This window comes from Streptomyces sp. APSN-46.1 (genome assembly GCF_022815725.1).
Lineage (GTDB): Bacteria > Actinomycetota > Actinomycetes > Streptomycetales > Streptomycetaceae > Streptomyces.
This window is the reverse complement of sequence record NZ_JALGRF010000012.1, coordinates 1-19,296: the sequence shown is the minus strand read 5'-3', so window position 1 is coordinate 19,296 and position 19,296 is coordinate 1. Positions and strand designations below refer to the sequence as shown.

At 72.3% G+C, this 19,296-nt stretch carries 15 protein-coding genes; 12 read left to right on the top strand and 3 right to left on the bottom strand.

What is annotated here, in order from left to right; all coding sequences use genetic code 11:
- The first annotated feature begins 283 nt into the window (after positions 1-283).
- Both MTF65_RS25130 and MTF65_RS25125 read left to right on the top strand, forming a co-directional pair.
- Positions 284-1,537: a helix-turn-helix transcriptional regulator gene (locus MTF65_RS25130; RefSeq protein WP_243631217.1), complete on the top strand. Its 1,254-nt coding sequence runs from the start codon at positions 284-286 to the stop codon at positions 1,535-1,537.
- A gap of 14 nt (positions 1,538-1,551) precedes the next feature.
- Positions 1,552-1,917 (top strand): hypothetical protein, encoded by a 366-nt coding sequence (locus tag MTF65_RS25125; RefSeq protein ID WP_243631216.1) that lies wholly within the window; start codon positions 1,552-1,554, stop codon positions 1,915-1,917.
- Positions 1,918-2,081: 164 nt separating this feature from the next.
- Here MTF65_RS25125 and serC read toward each other — a convergent pair whose 3' ends face one another.
- A complete protein-coding gene (gene serC / locus MTF65_RS25120) occupies positions 2,082-3,200 on the bottom strand; it encodes a phosphoserine transaminase (RefSeq protein ID WP_243631215.1) in 1,119 nt (372 codons plus the stop codon).
- 174 nt (positions 3,201-3,374) lie between these two features.
- Between serC and MTF65_RS25115 the strand changes: the two genes are divergently transcribed.
- Genes MTF65_RS25115 through MTF65_RS25105 form a run of 3 tightly spaced genes read left to right on the top strand, consistent with a single transcriptional unit; the run spans position 3,375 to position 7,452 of the window.
- Complete coding sequence (locus MTF65_RS25115; protein WP_243631379.1) at positions 3,375-6,065, top strand: FAD-binding and (Fe-S)-binding domain-containing protein; 2,691 nt, start codon at positions 3,375-3,377, stop codon at positions 6,063-6,065.
- 47 nt (positions 6,066-6,112) lie between these two features.
- Positions 6,113-7,093, top strand: coding sequence for a DMT family transporter (locus MTF65_RS25110; protein WP_243631214.1), 981 nt, complete (start codon positions 6,113-6,115; stop codon positions 7,091-7,093).
- Positions 7,093-7,452: a DUF1801 domain-containing protein gene (locus tag MTF65_RS25105; protein ID WP_243631213.1), complete on the top strand. Its 360-nt coding sequence runs from the start codon at positions 7,093-7,095 to the stop codon at positions 7,450-7,452. The genes MTF65_RS25110 and MTF65_RS25105 overlap by 1 nt, the downstream gene beginning before the upstream one ends.
- 56 nt (positions 7,453-7,508) lie before the next feature.
- Here MTF65_RS25105 and MTF65_RS25100 read toward each other — a convergent pair whose 3' ends face one another.
- Positions 7,509-7,967 (bottom strand): NUDIX hydrolase, encoded by a 459-nt coding sequence (locus MTF65_RS25100; protein WP_243631212.1) that lies wholly within the window; start codon positions 7,965-7,967, stop codon positions 7,509-7,511.
- Positions 7,968-7,985: 18 nt separating this feature from the next.
- Here MTF65_RS25100 and MTF65_RS25095 point away from each other — a divergent pair, with 18 nt between their 5' ends.
- Both MTF65_RS25095 and MTF65_RS25090 read left to right on the top strand, forming a co-directional pair.
- Positions 7,986-8,762 (top strand): GntR family transcriptional regulator, encoded by a 777-nt coding sequence (locus tag MTF65_RS25095; RefSeq protein WP_243631211.1) that lies wholly within the window; start codon positions 7,986-7,988, stop codon positions 8,760-8,762.
- A gap of 140 nt (positions 8,763-8,902) precedes the next feature.
- Positions 8,903-9,220 (top strand): DUF6415 family natural product biosynthesis protein, encoded by a 318-nt coding sequence (locus MTF65_RS25090; protein ID WP_243631210.1) that lies wholly within the window; start codon positions 8,903-8,905, stop codon positions 9,218-9,220.
- A gap of 485 nt (positions 9,221-9,705) precedes the next feature.
- On the opposite strand, the gene MTF65_RS25085 is transcribed toward MTF65_RS25090, so the two are convergent.
- On the bottom strand, positions 9,706-11,334 hold the full coding sequence (locus MTF65_RS25085; protein ID WP_243631209.1) for an alpha/beta fold hydrolase: 1,629 nt from the start codon (positions 11,332-11,334) through the stop codon (positions 9,706-9,708).
- A 356-nt stretch (positions 11,335-11,690) separates the two neighbouring features.
- On the opposite strand from MTF65_RS25085, the gene MTF65_RS25080 reads away from it, so the two are divergent.
- The 5 genes from MTF65_RS25080 to MTF65_RS25060 are packed head-to-tail and all read left to right on the top strand — an operon-like array spanning position 11,691 to position 19,105.
- Positions 11,691-12,503 carry a TIGR03084 family metal-binding protein gene (locus tag MTF65_RS25080; RefSeq protein ID WP_243631208.1) on the top strand — a complete coding sequence of 271 codons (813 nt, stop codon included), beginning with the start codon at positions 11,691-11,693 and terminating at the stop codon, positions 12,501-12,503.
- Positions 12,500-14,443 (top strand): acyclic terpene utilization AtuA family protein, encoded by a 1,944-nt coding sequence (locus MTF65_RS25075; protein ID WP_308407224.1) that lies wholly within the window; start codon positions 12,500-12,502, stop codon positions 14,441-14,443. Before MTF65_RS25080 ends, MTF65_RS25075 begins: the two co-directional genes overlap by 4 nt.
- Positions 14,440-16,038 (top strand): acyl-CoA carboxylase subunit beta, encoded by a 1,599-nt coding sequence (locus tag MTF65_RS25070; protein WP_243631207.1) that lies wholly within the window; start codon positions 14,440-14,442, stop codon positions 16,036-16,038. The genes MTF65_RS25075 and MTF65_RS25070 overlap by 4 nt, the downstream gene beginning before the upstream one ends.
- An 8-nt stretch (positions 16,039-16,046) precedes the next feature.
- Positions 16,047-17,948 carry a biotin carboxylase N-terminal domain-containing protein gene (locus MTF65_RS25065; protein ID WP_243631206.1) on the top strand — a complete coding sequence of 634 codons (1,902 nt, stop codon included), beginning with the start codon at positions 16,047-16,049 and terminating at the stop codon, positions 17,946-17,948.
- Positions 17,945-19,105, top strand: a complete 1,161-nt coding sequence (locus MTF65_RS25060) for an acyl-CoA dehydrogenase family protein (protein ID WP_243631205.1) — start codon at positions 17,945-17,947, stop codon at positions 19,103-19,105. The genes MTF65_RS25065 and MTF65_RS25060 overlap by 4 nt, the downstream gene beginning before the upstream one ends.
- The last annotated feature ends 191 nt before the right edge of the window (positions 19,106-19,296 follow it).

The following is a 19,296-nucleotide window of genomic DNA, read 5'->3' as shown; positions in this document are numbered from 1 at the left end:
CAGCTGGCCCCAAGTCCGGCCGGAGTCACGGGAGACCCTGAGCGTCATGAGGATCCTCTGCTCAGCGCCCAGGCCCTGCATCCGCGCATTACCGTCCGGCTCGCGCGCCAGAGCCTCGTCTCTCGTCGTCATGACCGAACTCCTCTGTGAATCCCGCTGCTCGTCCGGGGCAACATCCAGGAAAGTGCCAGGAGTCGGAGGTCTCCACGGCATCCATGCGGCAGTCTTGACGCAGGTCCGTGCACGGGTACCGAAGGGGCCCAAACCGCGGGAAGGGGGTGCCATGGGACTGGCGGAACGACGCAGGGCCCTGGGCTACAGTCAGGAGAAGTTGGCCGAGTTACTCGGTGTGGACCGCACAACGGTCGGACGCTGGGAAAGCGGCAAAGTCGCTCCTCAGCCGCCCCAGCGACGGGGCTTGGCCGCCGCCCTCGAAGTCAGCCTCCAGGAGCTGGACGTCCTCCTGAAGCTGCCACGAGCCGCAGGCCAGGAGACTGCCGGGCACCAGTCCAGTGACCCCCCGAGCGCGGGAGACCCTGACGAAATGATCCGCCGCGAATTCCTCCGCATACTGACTGTCAGCGGGGCCTTGACCGCCCTGCCGGTCGAGGAGGCCGAGGCCCTGACCGAGGGCGTCCGTCGGGGAGTGCCTGCCGACTTCGCGCGCATGAACAGACACCTCTGGCAGGTCTACCAGCTCGCCCGTTCCAAGGGTTCTGTCTATCCCGTCGTCCGGGACCAGCTGACGACGCTGAACGGGACGCTGGCGAGCAACCGTGGCAGTGCGCGGCCCCTGCTGAGCGCGGCGGCCGACCTCTTTCAGCTGGCCGGAGAGGTGGCCTTCGACGGCAATCGGTACTCCGACGCGGCCGCCTCGTACTCGCTCGCTGCGTCGGTCAGTAAGGACGCCGAGGCGTACGACCTGTGGGCATGCGCGCTCGTCCGTCATGCCTACGTGGACATGTCCGAGCAGCGCTACTGTCAGGCCGCGCAGATGCTCGGCGCGGCCGAGCGACTGGCCGACCGAGGGGACAGCAGCCTCTCGACTCGACATTGGGTCGCTTCCGTCCAAGCCGAGGCATACGCCGGTCTCGGTGACCTGGACGCGTGCGAGCGTGCGATGGACCGGGCGGAGGCTGTTCGCGACCTCACCATGGACAGCGTCAACGGTGGATGGCTCCGTTTCGACGGCGCGCGTCTGGCCGAGGAGCGGGGATCGCGCTACGTACAACTCGGCCGTCTCGACCTGGCGGAGAACGCCTTGCGGGATGCCCTGGAGCAGACAGCCCTGGCGTTCGGGCAGTCGTACCGGCGACGCGGAGCAGTGCTCACCGACCTGGCCGCCATCGGTGCGAAGCGGCGGGACGCCGAACAGGTCGTGGAGTATGGCAGGGAAGCCATCGAACTGGCCCGATCCTCCGGGTCCGGGTACGTCGCCCGTAGACTCCGAGCCCTGTGCGACGAGTTCGGTCCCTTGAGCCGCGACCACCGCGTAGCGGAGCTGGGGGCGGAGATCGCCATGCTGAGCACGCCGTGACGAGAGGGGTAGGCATGTCGCAGACCGAAGGTGCACGACTGTTCCGGGAAACCTGGATCGCGGGAGTGCGGCAGCACTTCCCCGGTGAGCCGAAGGCCGGCTACGTGACCCCGTGGGAGGACACCCCGCAGTGGGAGCGCGAGGCCGCCGGTTCGGTCTACGACCAGGTTCGGCAGTTCATCGAGATCAGCGGCGGCCACACGTCGAGGCTGTCCCGCGAGCAGAAGAGCCGCTTCGTCGCGACGTGCTGGACGGCCCAGATGTTCAAGCACTTCGAGGACCCGAAGCCGGGCTACGTGGCCGACTGGCCCGACCTCCCGTCCTGGCAGCAGGAGACCGACGCCGACATCTTCGAGGCCATCGAGAAGGCAATGAGCTGATCCTCGGCGGTCCTATGCCCAGGTCAGCGATACGGCGCTTGCGCGGCGGCCGAATTGCCTGCCTACCGTCGACGAGACGTAGGAGTCGCTGCACGGTGAACCTTGCCGGTCACAGCACTAGGCCCCCGGCGACTTCGAGTCACCGGGGGCCTCGCGTATGAGTGCTAGAGCTTCTCGATCACGTAGTCGACGCACGCGGTCAGCGCCTGCACGTCCGCCGGGTCGATCGCCGGGAACATCGCGATACGGAGCTGGTTGCGGCCGAGCTTGCGGTACGGCTCGGTGTCCACGATGCCGTTGGCGCGCAGCACCTTGGCGACCGCGGCCGCGTCGACGTCGTCCGAGAAGTCGATCGTGCCGATGACGGCGGAGCGCTTGTCGGCGTCCACGACGAACGGGGTCGCGTACTTCGACGCCTCCGCCCAGCCGTACAGGGTGCGCGCGCTGGCAGCCGTACGGCCGGTCGTGAACTCCAGGCCGCCCTGGCTGTTCATCCACTCCAGCTGCTGGTTCAGCAGGAAGAGGGTGGACAGCGCCGGGGTGTTGTACGTCTGGTTCTTCAGCGAGTTGTCGATCGCCGTCGGCAGCGAGAAGAACTCCGGGATGTGCCGGCCCGACGCGTGCACGCGGGCGGCGCGCTCCAGGGCCGCCGGGGAGAACGCGGCCAGCCACAGGCCGCCCTCCGAGGCGAACGACTTCTGCGGGGCGAAGTAGTAGACGTCGGTCTCGGTGATGTCCACCGGCAGACCGCCCGCACCCGAGGTCGCGTCCACCAGGACGAGCGAACCCGCGTCGGCGCCCGCGACGCGCCGGATCGGCGCCGCGACACCCGTCGAGGTCTCGTTGTGGGTGTACGCGTACACGTCCACGCCCGCCTCGGCCACCGGCTCCGGGTGCGTACCCGGCTCAGAGGAGATCACGGAGGGCTCGTCCAGCCACGGCGCGAGCTTCGCGGCCTTGGCGAACTTGGAGGAGAACTCGCCGAACGTCAGGTGCTGGGACTTCCGCTCGATGAGCCCGGCGGTCGCGATGTCCCAGAAGGCGGTGGAGCCGCCGTTGCCCAGGATCACCTCGTAGCCCTCGGGCAGCGAGAAGAGGTCCCGGATGCCCTGGCGCACCGAGCCGACCAGGTTCTTGACCGGGGCCTGGCGGTGCGAGGTTCCGAGCAGGGAGGTACCGGTGGCGGCGAGGGCGTCCAGCGCCTCGGTCCGCACCTTGGAGGGGCCCGCGCCGAAGCGTCCGTCGGCGGGCTTGATGTCAGCGGGAATCTGGATCTCGGCCACGAGCGGAGCGTATCCGGTCCTGGTCCACGCCTCGGAGGCGCGTCCACCCGATGAGACGGGTTCAGCCGGTGGGAGGGTGGGGCGGTGACGTCACCCGGGGAACTCGAACGGACATTGCGGGCGAACCTGCGCGGGGAGGTGGACTTCGGCGCGGCCGCGCGGGCGCTGGCCACCATGGACGCCTCGAACTACCGCCGCGTCCCCGTCGGGGTCGTCGCCCCGCGCGACGCCGACGACGTGGCGACCGCGCTGCGGATCTGCGCCGGGGCCGGGGTCCCGGTCGTGCCGCGCGGCGGCGGCACCTCCATCGCCGGCCAGGCCACGGGCGTCGGCGTGGTGCTGGACCTCACCCGGCACATGAACGCCCTGGTGTCGGTGGATCCGGCGGCGCGTACGGCCGTGGTCCAGCCCGGGCTCGTCCTCGACCGGCTGCGGGACGCGGTGCGCCCGTACGGGCTGGCCTTCGGGCCGGACCCCTCGACGCACTCCCGCTGCACTCTCGGCGGGATGATCGGCAACAACGCGTGCGGGGCCCACTCGGTGGCCTGGGGGACCACCGCCGACAACGTGGCGGAGCTGGCGGTGACGGCGTACGGGGGCGCCTCGTACCGCCTCGGCACCGGCTGGGCGGGCGCGCCGGACGGGCTGCGGGAGCTGGTGGCGGGGAACCTGGCGGTCCTGCGGACCGGCATGGCCGGGGGCTTCTCCCGCCGGATCTCCGGCTACGGGGGCCTGGACGCGCTGCTGCCCGAGCGGGGCGTCGAACTCGCGCGGGCGTTCTGCGGGAGCGAGGGCACGCTCGGGGTGGTGACCGAGGCGGTGGTGCGCCTGGTGGAAGCGCCGCGCGCGCCGGCGCTCGCGGTCCTCGGGTACGCCACCGAGACCGCGGCGGCCGACGCGGCGGCGGGCCTGCTGCCGTACCTCCCGCTGACGGTGGAGGGCATGGCGCGGGACCTGGTCGGCGACGCGGCGGGCCTGCCGCGCGGGGCGGCCTGGCTGTTCGTGGAGACGCGGGACGAGGCCGCCGCCCGGTCGCTCGTACGGGGCGCCGACGCGCTCGACTCGGTGGTGGTCACGGACCCGGCGGGGCAGCGGGCCCTGTGGCGGATCCGCGAGGACGCGGCGGGAACGGCGACGCGGATCCACCCGTCGGCCGGAGGGGGCATGGCCTGGCCCGGGTGGGAGGACTGCGCGGTCCCGCCGGCCCGGCTCGGCGCGTACTTGCGGGACTTCCGGGCCCTGCTGGCGGCGCACGGGCTGCGCGGATCCCCGTACGGGCACTTCGGCGAGGGCTGCGTCCACGTACGGATCGACTTCGACCTGGCCTCGGAGGCGGGCGTGGCCCGGTTCCGGACCTTCTCGTCCGAGCTGGCCGACCTGGTCGTGGCGCACGGCGGCTCCCTGTCGGGGGAGCACGGGGACGGCCAGGCGCGGGCGGAGCTCCTGCCGAGGATGTACGGGCCGGACGTGCTCCGCCTCTTCGGCGCGTACAAGGACGTGTGGGATCCGGCGGGCGGAATGAACCCGGGGATCCTGGTCCGCCCGGCCCGCCTCGACGAGAACCTCCGCTTCACGGTGCTGCCGAAGACGGCCCTCGCCGGGGAGGTCGCCCGCTGCGTCGGCGTCGCCAAATGCCGCTCGACGGAGGTGGGCGGACCGGCGGTGATGTGCCCGTCCTACCGGGCCACCGGGGACGAACGGCACTCCACGCGCGGCCGGGCCCGGCTGCTGCACGAGATGCTGGCCGGGGAGATCGTGACGGACGGCTGGCGCGCGGCGGAGGTCGCCGAGGCGCTGGACCTGTGCCTGGGCTGCAAGGGCTGCCTCAGCGACTGCCCGGTGGGGGTGGACATGGCCTCGTACAAGGCGGAGTTCCTGCACCACCACTGGTCGGGCCGGATCCGCCCGCTCGCGCACTACACCCTGGGCGGCCTCCCGGCCTGGCTCCGCCTGATCGCGGCACTGCGGATGGCGCGGGTCGTCAACGCGGCCGGGCGTCTGGTTCCCGTCCCGGGGTTGGCCCGGGAGCGAACCCTCCCGGAGCTGGCACGGGTGCCGTTCACATCTTCAGCCTCGCCGGCGTTTGAGGCGCGGGGTCTGGGGCGGAGCCCCAGTTTCGGGAAGGGGCGGGGTGGGGATAGCCGCCCGCAGGGCCCCGCCCCTGACTCGGCGCCCACCGTCACACTCTGGCCGGACACCTTCACGGAGTACCTCTCCCCGCAGACCGGCCGTGCCGCAGTACGGGTCCTCCAGGCGGCCGGCGCCACGGTGACCGTCCCCACCGGCCCGGTGTGCTGCGGGCTGACGTACGTCTCCACCGGCCGCCTGGACCGCGCCCGCAAGGTCCTGCGCCGCACCCTGGACGCCGTAGGGGAGGTACGAGGGCCCGTCCTCGTCCTGGAGCCCAGCTGCGCGGCAGCCCTCCGCACCGACCTCCCCGCCCTGCTCCCGCAGGACCCCCGCGCGCCCCGCCTCGCCGCAGCCGTCCGCACCTTCGCGGAGACCCTGGAGCAATACGCCCCGCACTGGCAGCCACCCCGCCTCGACCGGCCGGTCGCCGGCCAGACCCACTGCCACCAGCACGCCGTCCTCGGCGACGCGGCGGACCGCCGGCTCCGCGAGCGGGCCGGCCTCACCGGTGAGCTCAGCGGCGGCTGCTGCGGCCTCGCCGGGAACTTCGGCTTCGAGCCGGGCCACCACGCCGTCTCGGTGGCGTGCGCGGAGGAACAGCTCCTCCCGTCCCTCCGCGACGCGGCGTCCGGGGCCGCGATCCTCGCGGACGGGTTCTCCTGCCGTACCCAGATCGCCCAGCTCTCCCCGCACCGGGCCCGCCACCTCGCGGAACTCCTGGCGGAGGCCCTGTAAGGCGGCGCACGCGGCCATGGCCCTTACACACCCCTTAGTCTGGATAAATGCCCGCACCCTCCTCATCCCCGACGAATGCCGCGACCCCCGCAGCCGCGACCGCCCCCACCCCAGGCACGGGCACGGGAACCGGCACCGGCACCGACACGGGCACCAGCACCGGCACCGACCGCCGCTCCCCCCTCGCCCCGGTCGCGCTGGTGATCGCGGCGGGGATCTCGGTGCAGTTCGGTGCCGCCCTCGCGGTCCTGATCATGCCGAGGGCGGGCGCGGCGGGCGTCGTCACGCTCCGCCTGGCCGCCGCGGCGATCGTCCTCCTGCTCCTCTGCCGTCCGAAGGTGCGCGGCTACTCCCGCTCGGACTGGAGCACCGTCGTCTGGTTCGGCGTGACCATGGCCGCCATGAACGGCCTCTTCTACCAGGCGATCGACCGCATCCCCCTCGGACCGGCCGTCACCCTGGAGGTCCTCGGGCCGCTCGCGCTGTCCGTGGTCGTCTCCCGGCGCCTGGTCAACGTGCTGTGGGCGGGCCTGGCCCTGGCCGGAGTCGTGCTGCTGTCCACCCACGGCGGGGGCGGCTTCGGCGGCCTCGACCTCCTCGGCGCCGGCTTCGCCCTCGGCGCGGGCGCGATGTGGGCGGCGTACATCGTCTTCAGCGCCCGTACCGGCCGCCGCTTCCCGCAGGCGGACGGCCTGGCCCTGGCGATGGCGGTGGCGGCGGTCCTGTCCCTCCCCCTGGGCGTGCTCGAAGCCGGCTCCGACCTCCTGGCCCCCCGTACCCTGGCCCTCGGCGTGGGCGTGGCGGTCCTTTCGTCCGTCCTCCCGTACACCCTGGAACTGCTCGCCCTGCGCCGCCTCCCGGCCTCCACGTTCGCGATCCTGATGAGCCTGGAACCGGCCATCGCCGCCTCGGCCGGCTTCCTGGTCCTGCGCCAGGCCATGTCGGCGCTGGACGCACTGGCCATCGCCCTGGTGATAGCGGCCAGCATGGGCGCCGTCCGCTCCCAGACCCGGAAGAAGGCCGCCTGATGGACGCCGTCACGTACCTGGCCGGGGCCCCGGAGGCCCGCCGCCCCGCCCTATCCCGCCTGCGCCAGCTGTGCCTGTCGGAACTGACGGGCTTCGAGGAGGTCATCGCGTACGGGATGCCGGTGTACGTGCGGCCCGGCGAGCCGGCCGGGGAGATCGCCTGGGCGAACCAGAAGCAGTACATCTCCTTCTATCTGATGCGCACGGACATCCGCGACGCGTTCGCGGACCGCCTGGCCGGCCACGACATGGGCAAGGCCTGCCTCCGCTTCCGCAACCCGGCCGAGATCGACTTCGACCTCCTCCGCGACCTCCTCCGCGCGACGGCGGCCGCCACCCCGGGCCCGGTCTGCACGTAGCGCACCGACGGGCACGCCGCAGGAGGGGCACGCCACGCGCCCCACTCCGTTGCGGCTCAGATCAGTCGGCGGCCGTCATGGCTCCGGACATGAGGACCCCTGCCGTCCAGCGCGTCCAGCAGCCGGACCGCATAGACGTCGGCCATCCGTTCCGAGATCTCTTCGGGAGCGAGCCAGTCCACCGCGGTGGACTCTTCCGACGCCCGTTCCCTCCCGCCGGACGGCTTGCAGCGGAAGACCAGGGCGACGATGCCCCGCGCCGTGTTCTTGTAGACCCCGGTGAGCCCGTCCACCTCGACTTCGATGCCGGTCTCCTCCAGCACCTCGCGCCGCACCCCGTCCTCGGGCGATTCGGTCAGCTCCAGTACGCCGCCCGGAAGTTCCCAGGTTCCGTTGTCCGCCCGCCGGATCGCCAGCAGCCGCCCGTCCTCGCGCACTACTGCTCCGGCCACGGAAACCGAGTGGAGCGGCGTTGACTGGACCGGCGGGGAACCCGTACTCATGTGCAGGAGCATAGGAGGAAGAGAAGGAGCATGGGAATCGGAAGCGACGGCAGGGCCGTACCCAAGTACTTGCAGCTGGCCAACGACATCATCCAGCAGATCCGTGCGGGTGTACTGAATGCCGGCGACATGGTGCCGAGCGAAGCGGACCTCATGGAGCGCTACGGGATCTCCGTCGGCACCGTCCGAAAGGCGATGGTGGAGGTCCGCGCCAGCGGCTTGGTGGAGACCCGCCACGGTAAGGGCTCGATCGTGAGGACCCGTCCGCCCGTGCGCCACCGGTCGTCGGACCGCTTCCGTCGCTCGCTCCGCCAGGAAGGCAAGGCCGCGTACCTCGCCGAGTCCACACAGTCCGGGGCTGAAGCGAAGGTCAGCGTGCTGTTCGTCGGCCCGATGGCCGCGCCGGATGAGATCGCCGAGCGGCTCGGAGTGGCGACCGGCGAGCAGGTGCTCGCGCGGCGACGCCTGTACTTCCGGAATGGAACGCCCGTCGAGACTGCGACCTCATACGTGCCGTGGGACGTCGCGAAGAACATCCCTGAGCTGTTCGCCGAGAACCCGGGTGCCGGCGGCATCTACGCCCGACTGGAGGAGAGCGGGCAGGTGTTCGGTGAGTTCGTCGAGACGCTTCAGGCCCGGCAGGCGACCAAGGCAGAAGTGTCGGAGCTGTCTCTCAGCGCGGGTGCTGCAGTGATCCAGTTGGTTCGGAACGCAGTCAACGCAGAGGGTCGCGTCGTGGAGGTCTGCGACACGCTCATGGCCGCTGACCAGTTCGTCTTTGAGTACCGCATCCCCGCGCAGGACTGACGTCCACTCAATTCACCACAGCCCGCTGCGAGTCTTCCTCCGTGGCGGGTTGACTCATGTATAGGAGTCGGGCAATCTCTTGCTCCGTCACTCATATACATGAGTGACGGAGTGAAGTTCGTGTAGAGGAGTGATCTGCTGTGCGTCAGATTCCCGTCGACACCTCCACCGCCGTTGACCTGACGGCCCTGGTTGCCAAGGCCCTCGTCCCGTACAACCTGAAGCCTTCCCAGCAGGAGATCGAGGTGCTCCTCGACGGACTGACCCGGTGCGGCGAGCAGCTGCTCGGGGATGTCGTCCGCCTGGGCAAGACGGACGTGGCCGCCGCAGCGTTGGAGGACTGGCACACCCTCACCTGCCGTGGCCCCGAGGACTCGCCCCTGGGCGCCTGGAACCACGCCCGCGCACTGGCCCGGGTCATCAAGGTCTTCCGTCGCGCCGTCGACCAGGCGAGCTGACCCGATGGCCGTCGGGAATGACCTGGGGCGGATGTGGCGGCAGGCCTTCGACCTTTCGCGACTGAGTCTTGAGGTTTCGCCGTCCTCCGCGCACCCGGGCGGGGTGTGTACGGCGGAACACGTGAGGTGCGTCGGCTGCGGGCTGCTTGCCCCGTTGGGGCCGGGATACTGCGGGCAGACGTGGGCCGACTGCCGGCTGTGCGGCTACGGGTGGGCGGTTTGCCACGACCCCGAGTGGTGTTGGCAGCGTGAGGACGGCCTCGGTCGGGTCCTGGAGTGGAGGCGTGGGACATGACGAATCCGCGCACCTATCCGACCGGCCGCTGGAAGGGCCCGCCGCCGAGGTGCCCCCGCTGCGGCGCACAGCCGCTGCCCATCGGCGGGCCCGAGGGCGGGGTGACAGTCCATGAGCCGGGCTGCCCCCGGGCGAGCCCGGTCGGCCGCGGGGGGACCGGCCGGGCGGACGCGCATCCCCTGTCCGAGCCCTAACCGAGCGGCAGTTCCACGTACGACGGTGTGGCCTCCGGGGAGGTGAACGACAGGGTCGCGCGGGGCAGGTTGGCGTCCCCGTAGAACGGGTCGCGGGCGTCGATCACCAGCAGCAGCCGGTGCCCGCGCGGGACGTCGTACGCCGTGGCCTGGAGCTCGAAGTCCGCGCCGACCAGGCTGTCGGGCTCCCGCCCGAGGTCCGTGTACGGGGCGTGCGTGACGATGTGCGCCGAACCGTCGGGCGCCTGGTCGAAGAGGTACGCGACGAAGCTGGAGCGCGGGTTCGCCGCCCGGTACGTGACGCGCAGCCGCGGGATGCCGCGCAGCCGGGTGAGTTCCTCCACCGGGGCCGTGGCCCACACGGCGGCGACGGTGCGGTCTATGTCACCGGCCGGGTAGGCCTTCGGGCGTCCGGCCAGCTCCGCGTACCCGGACCGCACGATCTCGTCGGCGACGGTCGCCGGGGTGTCCACCCCGCACAGCACGCGCGCGCTCCAGCCGGCCTCGGGCTTGTCGGCCAGCTCCCCGCCGCTGCCGAGGTACACCCGGCGGATCCCCTCGGTGAGGGAGTGCCAGGTGGGGCGCGGCTCCAGGGCCCGGCCCCACATGACCTCGCTGAGCACCTGCCCCTCGTCCGCGATGCCGTTGCCGATGCCCTTGAGGTGGTGGTCGAACCAGCGGTGGGCGTCGGTCCAGATCCGGTTGGGCAGGCCGAGCATGCCGGACATCTCGGGCCCCGAATGGTCGCCGATGGAGAAGTCGAGGCGCTTGGGGCCGGTGAGCTCGTTGAACATCTTCAGGGTCTGGTTGCCGGGGAAGAGCGTCTCGTGCCAGGCGTGCGAGAAGAACACCGGCACCTGGCGCCGGTTGAGCTCCTTGACGTGGGTGAAGGGCGAGCGCGGCTCCGCCCAGCGCAGGGTGCCCTCGATGTCCCGGTTGGCGAGCACGTTCTCGAACACGCTCTGCGTCTGCGGGCTCAGCCGCGCCCGCGCGGCCGCGCCGAGGAGGGCCTGCACGGCGGCGACGTGACGGGTGGAGTTCTCGTGGAACGCCTCCCCGAGGTCGCCCCAGGTGCTGAGCGCCACCACGGCGTCGACGCGGGTGTCGTGCGCGGCGACGAGCTGGCTGATGCCCGAGCCGTACGAGTCCCCGAGGAAGCCGACCTTCGTGACCGGCCCGGCGGTGCGCTCGATGAGGTGGTCCAGGGCGCGGCTGCCGTCGGCGACGTCGAGCGGGCCCGCGACCTCGACCTCGCCCTGTGAGCCGGCGAAACCGCGGGCGGTGTAGGCGAGGACGTTGTAGCCGCGTGCCGCGAAGAGGGTGGCCTGGACGGCGTACGCGAGCCAGCCCAGGTCCGTCCACGGCGAGGGCATCACGATCACGGGGCGCGGCTGGGGTCCGGTGTGCCGCCACATCGCGGCGTCGAGCAGGTCCCCGTCGGCGCCGGTGACCTTGCCGCGGCTGAAGACGGCGAGGGACCGGAACTCGTCGGTCTCGGCGGCCCGGGCAGGGGACAGGCCGCCGGGTTCGCCGGTCTCCAGCGCGGTGGCGTACGCGGTGAGCGCGGTCGCGTCGAGCTCGGGATACAGGGAGGTGAGAGGTCGGGAGAAGTCGGCTGAGGCCACGTCAGTTCATCCTCTGGGTCGAGTGACATGAACGTGTGCGCGCTCTGGGCCCGGAGCGGAGCATTCAGTATCGGCGCGACATCGGTGATGTTTCCCGGTTTTGCGGGCGTACGGCTGAAATGCGCCCCGCGGCCCGGACCGCGCCGTGTCCCGGACCGTGCCGTGTCCCGGACCGTGCCGTGTCCCGGACCGCCGCGCGGCCCGCGCCCCTCGGTGTCGGGCAACTCGCCTGCCAGTCAACGAGGTTGAAGGTTCCTTCCCTCCACCATCCCCTCCCCGAAAAAGAATGCAAGCGTGCTTGATTGTTTTGCGCGGGCCTGTCAGTGTTCCCCTCACGCCGAGAAGGGGAGCGCACCGTGCCCGATCCGTCCGCCGCCGCGTCCGCCGCCGCCGTCTTCGCCGATCTTCGCGAGGAGAGCCGGGAACTCGATGAACTAGTACGGGAGTTGGCCGCGCCCGGCTGGGCGAAGGCCACCCCCGCGCCCGGCTGGAGCATCGCCCACCAGATCGCCCACCTGCACTGGACCGACCGGGCCGCGCTGCTCTCCCTCACCGACGCCGCCCGCTTCGGGCGCATGGTCGAGGAGGCGCTGGCGGCCCCCGACTCCTTCGTCGACGAGGGGGCCGAGGAAGGGGCCGGGCTGCCGCCCGCCGAGCTGCTGGCCCGCTGGCGGGCCACCCGTACCGCCCTCGACGAGGCGCTCGCCGTCGCCTCGCCCGACACCCGGTTCCCCTGGTACGGGCCGCCCATGAAGGCCGCGTCGATGGCCAGCGCCCGGCTGATGGAGACCTGGGCGCACGGCCAGGACGTGGCCGACGCGCTGGGAGTGCGCCGTCCGCCCACCGCCCGGCTGCGGCACGTGGCGCGGATCGGCGTACGGGCCCGCGACTACGCCTACGCGGTACGGGGCCTGCCGGCGCCGTCCGGGGAGTTCCGGGTGGAGCTGGCCGCCCCCGACGGGACCGGGCTGTGGACGTACGGCCCGGTGGACGCGGCCGAGCGCGTCACCGGCCCCGCGCTCGACTTCTGTCTGCTGGTGACCCAGCGGGCGCACCGCGCCGACCTGGCCCTGCTGGCCACCGGCCCGGAAGCGGACCGCTGGCTGGACATCGCCCAGGCCTTCGCGGGCCCGGCGGGCCCCGGTCGCGCACCGGGGAGCTCGCGGTGACCCGGCGCCCCCTGCTGATCGGCAACGCCTCGGGGTTCTACGGCGACCGCTTCGGCGCGCTGCGCGAGATGCTGACCGGCGGCCCGCTGGACGTCCTGACCGGCGATTACCTGGCCGAGCTGACCATGCTGATCCTCGGCCGCGACCGGCTGAAGAACCCGGCGCTCGGCTATGCCAAGACCTTCCCGCGCCAGCTGGAGGAGTGCCTCGGGCTGGCGCACGAGCGGGGCGTACGGATCGTCACGAACGCGGGCGGCCTGAACCCGGCGGGCCTGGCGGACGCGGTCCGCGCGCTCGCGGCCGAGCTGGGCATCCCCGTCTCGGTCGCCCACGTCGAGGGCGACGATCTGATGCCGTTCGCGGGCGGGGCCCTGGCGTGCGGGGAGTTGACGGACGGGGCGTTGACGGACGGGGCCCTGACGGCGAACGCGTACCTCGGCGGGGCCGGGATCACGGCCTGCCTGCGGGCGGGCGCGGACATCGTGGTGACCGGCCGCGTCACGGACGCGGCGCTGGTCAGCGGCCCGGCGGCGTGGTGGTTCGACTGGGCTCCGGACGACTACGACCGGCTGGCGGGGGCGGTGGTCGCGGGCCACGTCCTGGAGTGCGGAACCCAGACGACCGGCGGCAACTACTCCTTCTTCACCCGGCACGACGTCCGCGCGCCCGGCTTCCCGCTGGCCGAGATCGCCGAGGACGGCTCGTCGGTCATCACCAAGCACCCGGGCACCGGCGGAGCGGTCTCGGTCGGCACCGTCACCGCCCAACTCCTCTACGAGACCCAGGGCGTGCGCTACCTCGGCCCGGACGTGACCGCCCGCCTGGACACGGTCCGCCTGACCGAGGACGGACCCGACCGCGTACGCGTCACGGGAGTCGAGGGCGAACCCCCGCCGTCCACCCTCAAGGTGGGCGTCACCCGCATCGGCGGCTGGCGCAACGAGGTGGTCTTCGTCCTGACCGGCCTGGACATCGAGGCGAAGGCGGCCCTGGTGCGCGCCCAGCTGTCCGATGCCCTGGAGGGCGTGGCCACCGCCGACTGGACCCTGTCCCGCACGGACCACGAGGACGCCCCGACGGAGGAAACGGCCAGCGCCCTCCTGCGCCTGGTGGTCCGCGACCCCTCCCCGGACCGCGTCGGCCGCGCCCTGACCGGCGAGGCGATCGAACTGGCCCTCGGCAGTTACCCGGGCTTCCACGTCACGGCGCCGCCCGGACCGGCGCAGCCGTACGGGGTCTTCACCTCGACCCTGGTCCCGGCGGACTCGGTCCCCCACACGGCGGCCCTCCCAGACGGCACCCGGCTGCCGATGTCCGCTCCGCGGGGCCAGTCCCCCACCCCGCCCCTTCCCGGCGAACCGGATATGCGGCTCCGCCGCGTGGGGGGCTCCGCCCCCAGCCCCCCGTCCCGGGGCTCCGCCCCGGACCCGGCAGGGGCTCCGCCCCCGAGCCCCCGCGCCTCAAACGCCGGCGAGGCTGAAATTGCGCTCCGCGCAATCCAGCCCGCCGGGCGGCATGATCCAGCCCCTCCGGCGTTTGAGGAGCGGGGTCTGGGGCGGAGCCCCAGTTTCGGCCCCGCAGGGCCCATCACTCGCGCCCCCCTCGGCGCGCTGGTCGGGGCCCGCAGCGGCGACAAGGGCGGCGACGCCAACGTCGGGGTATGGGTCGAGTCCGACGCCGCCTGGGCCTGGCTGCAAGCCACCCTGACGGTGGACCGGTTCAAGGCCCTGCTCCCCGAGGCCGCCGGCCTCCCCGTCACCCGCCACGAACTCCCGAACCTCCGCGCCCTGAACTTCACCATCACCGGCCTCCTCGGCGACGGCGTCGCCTCCGGCCACCGCTTCGACCCCCAGGCCAAGGCCCTCGGCGAATGGCTGCGCGCCCGCCACCTCGACATCCCGGCCCACCTGCTGCCCGCACCGGAAGTGAGCGGCTCATGACCCGTCTCGGCACCACCGTCGACCCGCATGCCCCCGAGCACGCGCAGGCCCGTACCGCCGCCCTCGACCGCCTCGCGGAACTCGCCGCCGCACACCAAAAGGCCCTCGCCGGCGGAGGCGAGAAGTACACCGCCCGCCACAAGACCCGTGGCAAGCTGCTGGCCCGCGAACGCGTCGAGCTGCTCCTCGACCCCGACACCCCCTTCCTGGAGCTGTCCCCCCTTGCCGCCTGGGGCAGCGACTACCCCGTCGGCGCGTCCATGGTCACCGGCATCGGCACGGTCGAGGGCGTCGAGTGCCTGATCACCGCCAACGACCCCACCGTCCGCGGCGGCGCCTCCAACCCCTGGACCCTCAAGAAGGCCCTGCGGGCCAACGAGATCGCCCGCCAGAACAGACTCCCCTGCATCAGCCTCGTCGAGTCGGGTGGCGCCGATCTCCCCTCCCAGAAGGAGATCTTCATCCCGGGCGGCGCGATCTTCCGCGACCTCACCCGGCTGTCGGCCGCCGGTATCCCCACCGTCGCCGTCGTCTTCGGCAACTCCACCGCCGGAGGCGCGTACATCCCCGGGATGTCCGACCACACCATCATGATCAAAGACCGTTCCAAGGTGTTCCTCGGCGGTCCGCCGCTCGTCAAGATGGCCACCGGCGAGGAGAGCGACGACGAGTCCCTCGGCGGGGCCGACATGCACGCCCGCACCTCCGGCCTCGCCGACTACTACGCCCTCGACGAGTACGACGCGATCCGCCAGGCCCGCCGCGTGGTCGCGCGCCTCAACCACCGCAAACCACAGGCGGACCCGCCCCGCGCCCACGAGCCGGCATACGACCCGGAGGAACTCCTCGGCATCGTCCCCGCCGACCTCAAGACCCCGTTCGACCCCCGCGAGGTCATCGCCCGCATCGTCGACGCCTCCGACTTCGACGAGTTCAAGCCCCTCTACGGCACCAGCCTCGTCACCGGCTGGGCCACCCTGCACGGCTATCCCGTCGGCATCCTCGCCAACGCGCAGGGCGTCCTCTTCAGCGCCGAGTCGCAGAAGGCCGCGCAGTTCATCCAGCTCGCCAACCAGCGCGACATCCCCCTGCTGTTCCTCCACAACACCACCGGCTACATGGTCGGCAAGGAGTACGAGCAGGGCGGCATCATCAAACACGGCTCGATGATGATCAACGCGGTCTCCAACTCCCGCGTCCCCCACCTCTCCGTCCTCATCGGCGCCTCCTACGGAGCCGGCCACTACGGCATGTGCGGCCGCGCCTACGAGCCCCGGTTCCTCTTCGCCTGGCCCAGCGCCAAGTCCGCCGTCATGGGCCCCCAGCAGCTCGCCGGAGTGCTCTCCATCGTGGCCCGGCAGTCCGCCGAGGCGAAGGGCATCCCCTACGACGAGGAACAGGACGCCGGGATGCGCGCCTTCGTCGAGGCGCAGATCGAGTCCGAGTCCCTGCCGATGTTCCTGTCCGGGCGGCTGTACGACGACGGGATCATCGACCCGCGCGACACCCGCACCGTCCTCGGCCTGTGCCTGTCGGCCGTCCACAATGCCCCCGTCGAGGGCGCCCGCGGCGGCTTCGGCGTCTTCCGGATGTGAGCCCGCCCATGACTCTCCACTCCCTCCTGGTGGCCAACCGCGGCGAGATCGCCGTACGGATCCTCCGCACCGCCCGCACCCTGGGCCTCGCCACCGTCGCCGTCCACTCCGACCCGGACGCCGAAGCCCTGCACGTCCGCGAGGCCGACGCGGCCGTGCGCCTGCCCGGCGCGGCCCCCGCCGACACCTACCTGCGGGGCGACCTGATCATCAAGGCCGCCCTCACGGCGGGCGCCGACGCCATCCACCCCGGCTACGGCTTCCTCTCCGAGAACGCCGACTTCGCCCGCGCCGTCGAGGACGCCGGCCTGACCTGGATCGGCCCGCCGCCCGAGGCCATCGAGGCCATGGCCTCCAAAACGCGCGCCAAGGAACTCATGCGCGCCGCCGGGGTCCCGCTCCTCGACCCCGTGGACCCGGCCACCGCCACGCCCGCCGACCTGCCGCTGCTCCTCAAGGCCGCCGCCGGCGGTGGCGGCCGCGGCATGCGCGTGGTCCGCGAACTCACCGACCTCGAAGCCGAGCTGGACGGCGCCCGCGCCGAAGCCCGCTCCGCGTTCGGCGACGGCGAGGTCTTCGCGGAGCCGTACGTGGAACGCGGCCGCCACGTCGAGGTGCAGATCCTCGCCGACTCCCACGGCACCGTCTGGGCGCTCGGCACCCGCGACTGCTCCCTCCAGCGGCGCCACCAGAAGGTCATCGAGGAGGCCCCCGCACCCGGCCTGCCGGAAAGCCTGCGCGAGCGCCTCCACCAGGCCGCCGTAGCCGCCGCCCGCGCCGTCTCCTACCGGGGCGCCGGCACCGTCGAATTCCTCGTCACCGCCGACGGCCACCCGTACTTCCTGGAGATGAACACCCGCCTCCAGGTGGAACACCCCGTCACCGAAGCCGTGTTCGGCCTCGACCTCGTCGCCCTCCAACTACGCGTCGCCGAGGGCGCGGCCCTGCCCCCGACACCCCCCGCGCCCACCGGCCACGCCGTCGAGGCCCGCCTCTACGCCGAGGACCCCGCCCAGGACTGGCGCCCGCAGACCGGGGTCCTGCACACCCTCGCCGTGCCCGGTGCGGTACGCGTGGACAGCGGCTTCGCCGACGGGGACACCGTCGGCATCCACTACGACCCCATGCTCGCCAAGGTCATCGCCCACGCCCCCACCCGCGCCGAGGCCGTCCGCGCCCTCGCCCACGCGCTCGCCGGAGCCCGCATCCACGGCCTGGCGACCAACCGCGAACTCCTCGTACGCTCCCTGCGCCACCCGGAGTTCACCGCCGGACAGCTCGACACCGGCTTCTACGACCGCCACCTCGCCACCCTCACCGAAGGCTGCCCGGACGCCACCCTCTCCGCACTGGCCGCCGCCCTCGCCGAAGCCGCCCCGGCACCGGACGCACCGCTCGCCGCCCGCCTCGGCGGCTGGCGCAACGTCCGCTCGCAGCCCCAGACCCGCCGCTACACGGTGGCCGGCGCCGAGTACGAGGTCCAGTACCACCCTGTGAACCACCCAGGGACCCGGATCCTGTCCACCGAGCGGAACCTGGTCACCCTCGAAGTCGAGGGAATCCGCCGCCAGTTCCACGTGAAACAAAAATCGAACAAGACCTACGTCGATTCGGCTCTCGGCTCCCACACCCTCACCCCCGTGCCCCGGTTCGCCGACCCCCAGGACCTCACCGAACCCGGCTCGCTGCTCGCCCCCATGCCCGGCACCGTCGTCCGCGTCGCCGAGGGCCTCGCCGTCGGCAGCCCCGTCACCGCAGGGCAGCCCCTGCTCTGGCTGGAGGCCATGAAGATGGAGCACCGCATCGTCTCGCCCGCCTCCGGCACGCTCACCGCGCTCCACGCCGCCACCGGCCACCAGGTCGAATTCGGCGCCCTGCTCGCCGTAGTCCAGGAGGAATCGCCCTCATGAGCACGATCGAATCCGAAGAGCACAAGGCCCTGCGCGCCGCCGTCGCGGCCCTTGGCCAGAAGTACGGCCGCGACTACCTCGCCCGCGTCGCCCGCGAGGGCGGCCACCCCGACGAGCTGTGGGCCGACGCCGCCACACTCGGCTACCTCGGGGTCAACCTCCCCGAGGAATACGGCGGCGGAGGCGGCGGCATCGCCGAACTCTCCATCGTCCTCGAAGAACTCGGCGCCGCGGGCTGCCCCCTCCTGATGATGGTCGTCTCGCCCGCCATCTGCGGCACGGTCATCTCCCGCTTCGGCACCGATACCCAGAAGCAGGCCTGGCTCCCCGGCCTCGCCGACGGCAGCCGCACCATGGCCTTCGGCATCACCGAACCCGACGCCGGCTCCAACTCCCACCGCATCACCACCACCGCCCGCCGCGAGGGCGACGACTGGATCCTCACCGGCCGCAAGGTCTTCATCTCCGGCGTGGACATCGCCGACGCCACCCTCATCGTCGGCCGCACCGAAGACGCCCGGTCGGGCCGCCTCAAGCCCTGCCTGTTCATCGTCCCCCGCGACGCCCCGGGCTTCAGCCGCTCCGTCATCGACATGGAACTCCAGGCGGCGGAAAAGCAGTTCGAGCTCACCCTCGACGAGGTACGTCTCCCCGCCGACGCCCTCGTGGGCGGCGACGAGGACGCCGGCCTCCTCCAGCTCTTCGCCGGACTCAACCCCGAGCGCATCATGACGGCCGCCTTCGCGATCGGCATGGGCCGCTACGCCCTCGCCAAGGCCGTGGACTACGCCAAGACCCGCCAGGTGTGGAAGGAGGCGATCGGCGCCCACCAGGCCATCGCCCACCCCCTCGCAGCCGCCCACATCGATCTCGAACTGGCCCGCCTGATGATGCGGAAGGCGGCCCACCTCTACGACTCCGGCGACGACATGGGCGCGGGCGAGGCCGCGAACATGGCCAAGTACGCCGCCGCCGAGGCCTGCGTGAAGGCCGTCGACCAGTCCGTCCACACCCTGGGCGGCAACGGCCTCACCCGCGAATACGGCCTGGCCTCCCTCATCACCGCCTCCCGCGTGGCCCGCATCGCCCCGGTCAGCCGCGAGATGATCCTCAACTTCATCTCGCACCAAACCCTGGGCCTGCCCAAGTCTTACTAGGACCTGGCCCGGGGACGGGGAACCCGTGGCCGGGGACGGGGGTGGGGTGGGGTGTCGTCCGGGACGTAAAACGTGATTTGTGGCGCGATCAGGCCCGCGCTCAATCTCCCGTCAAGGCGCCAAAAATCATGCAGTCCCGGACGACACCCCACCCCACCCCCCGCCCCCGGGCCCCCCCCCCCCCCCCCCCC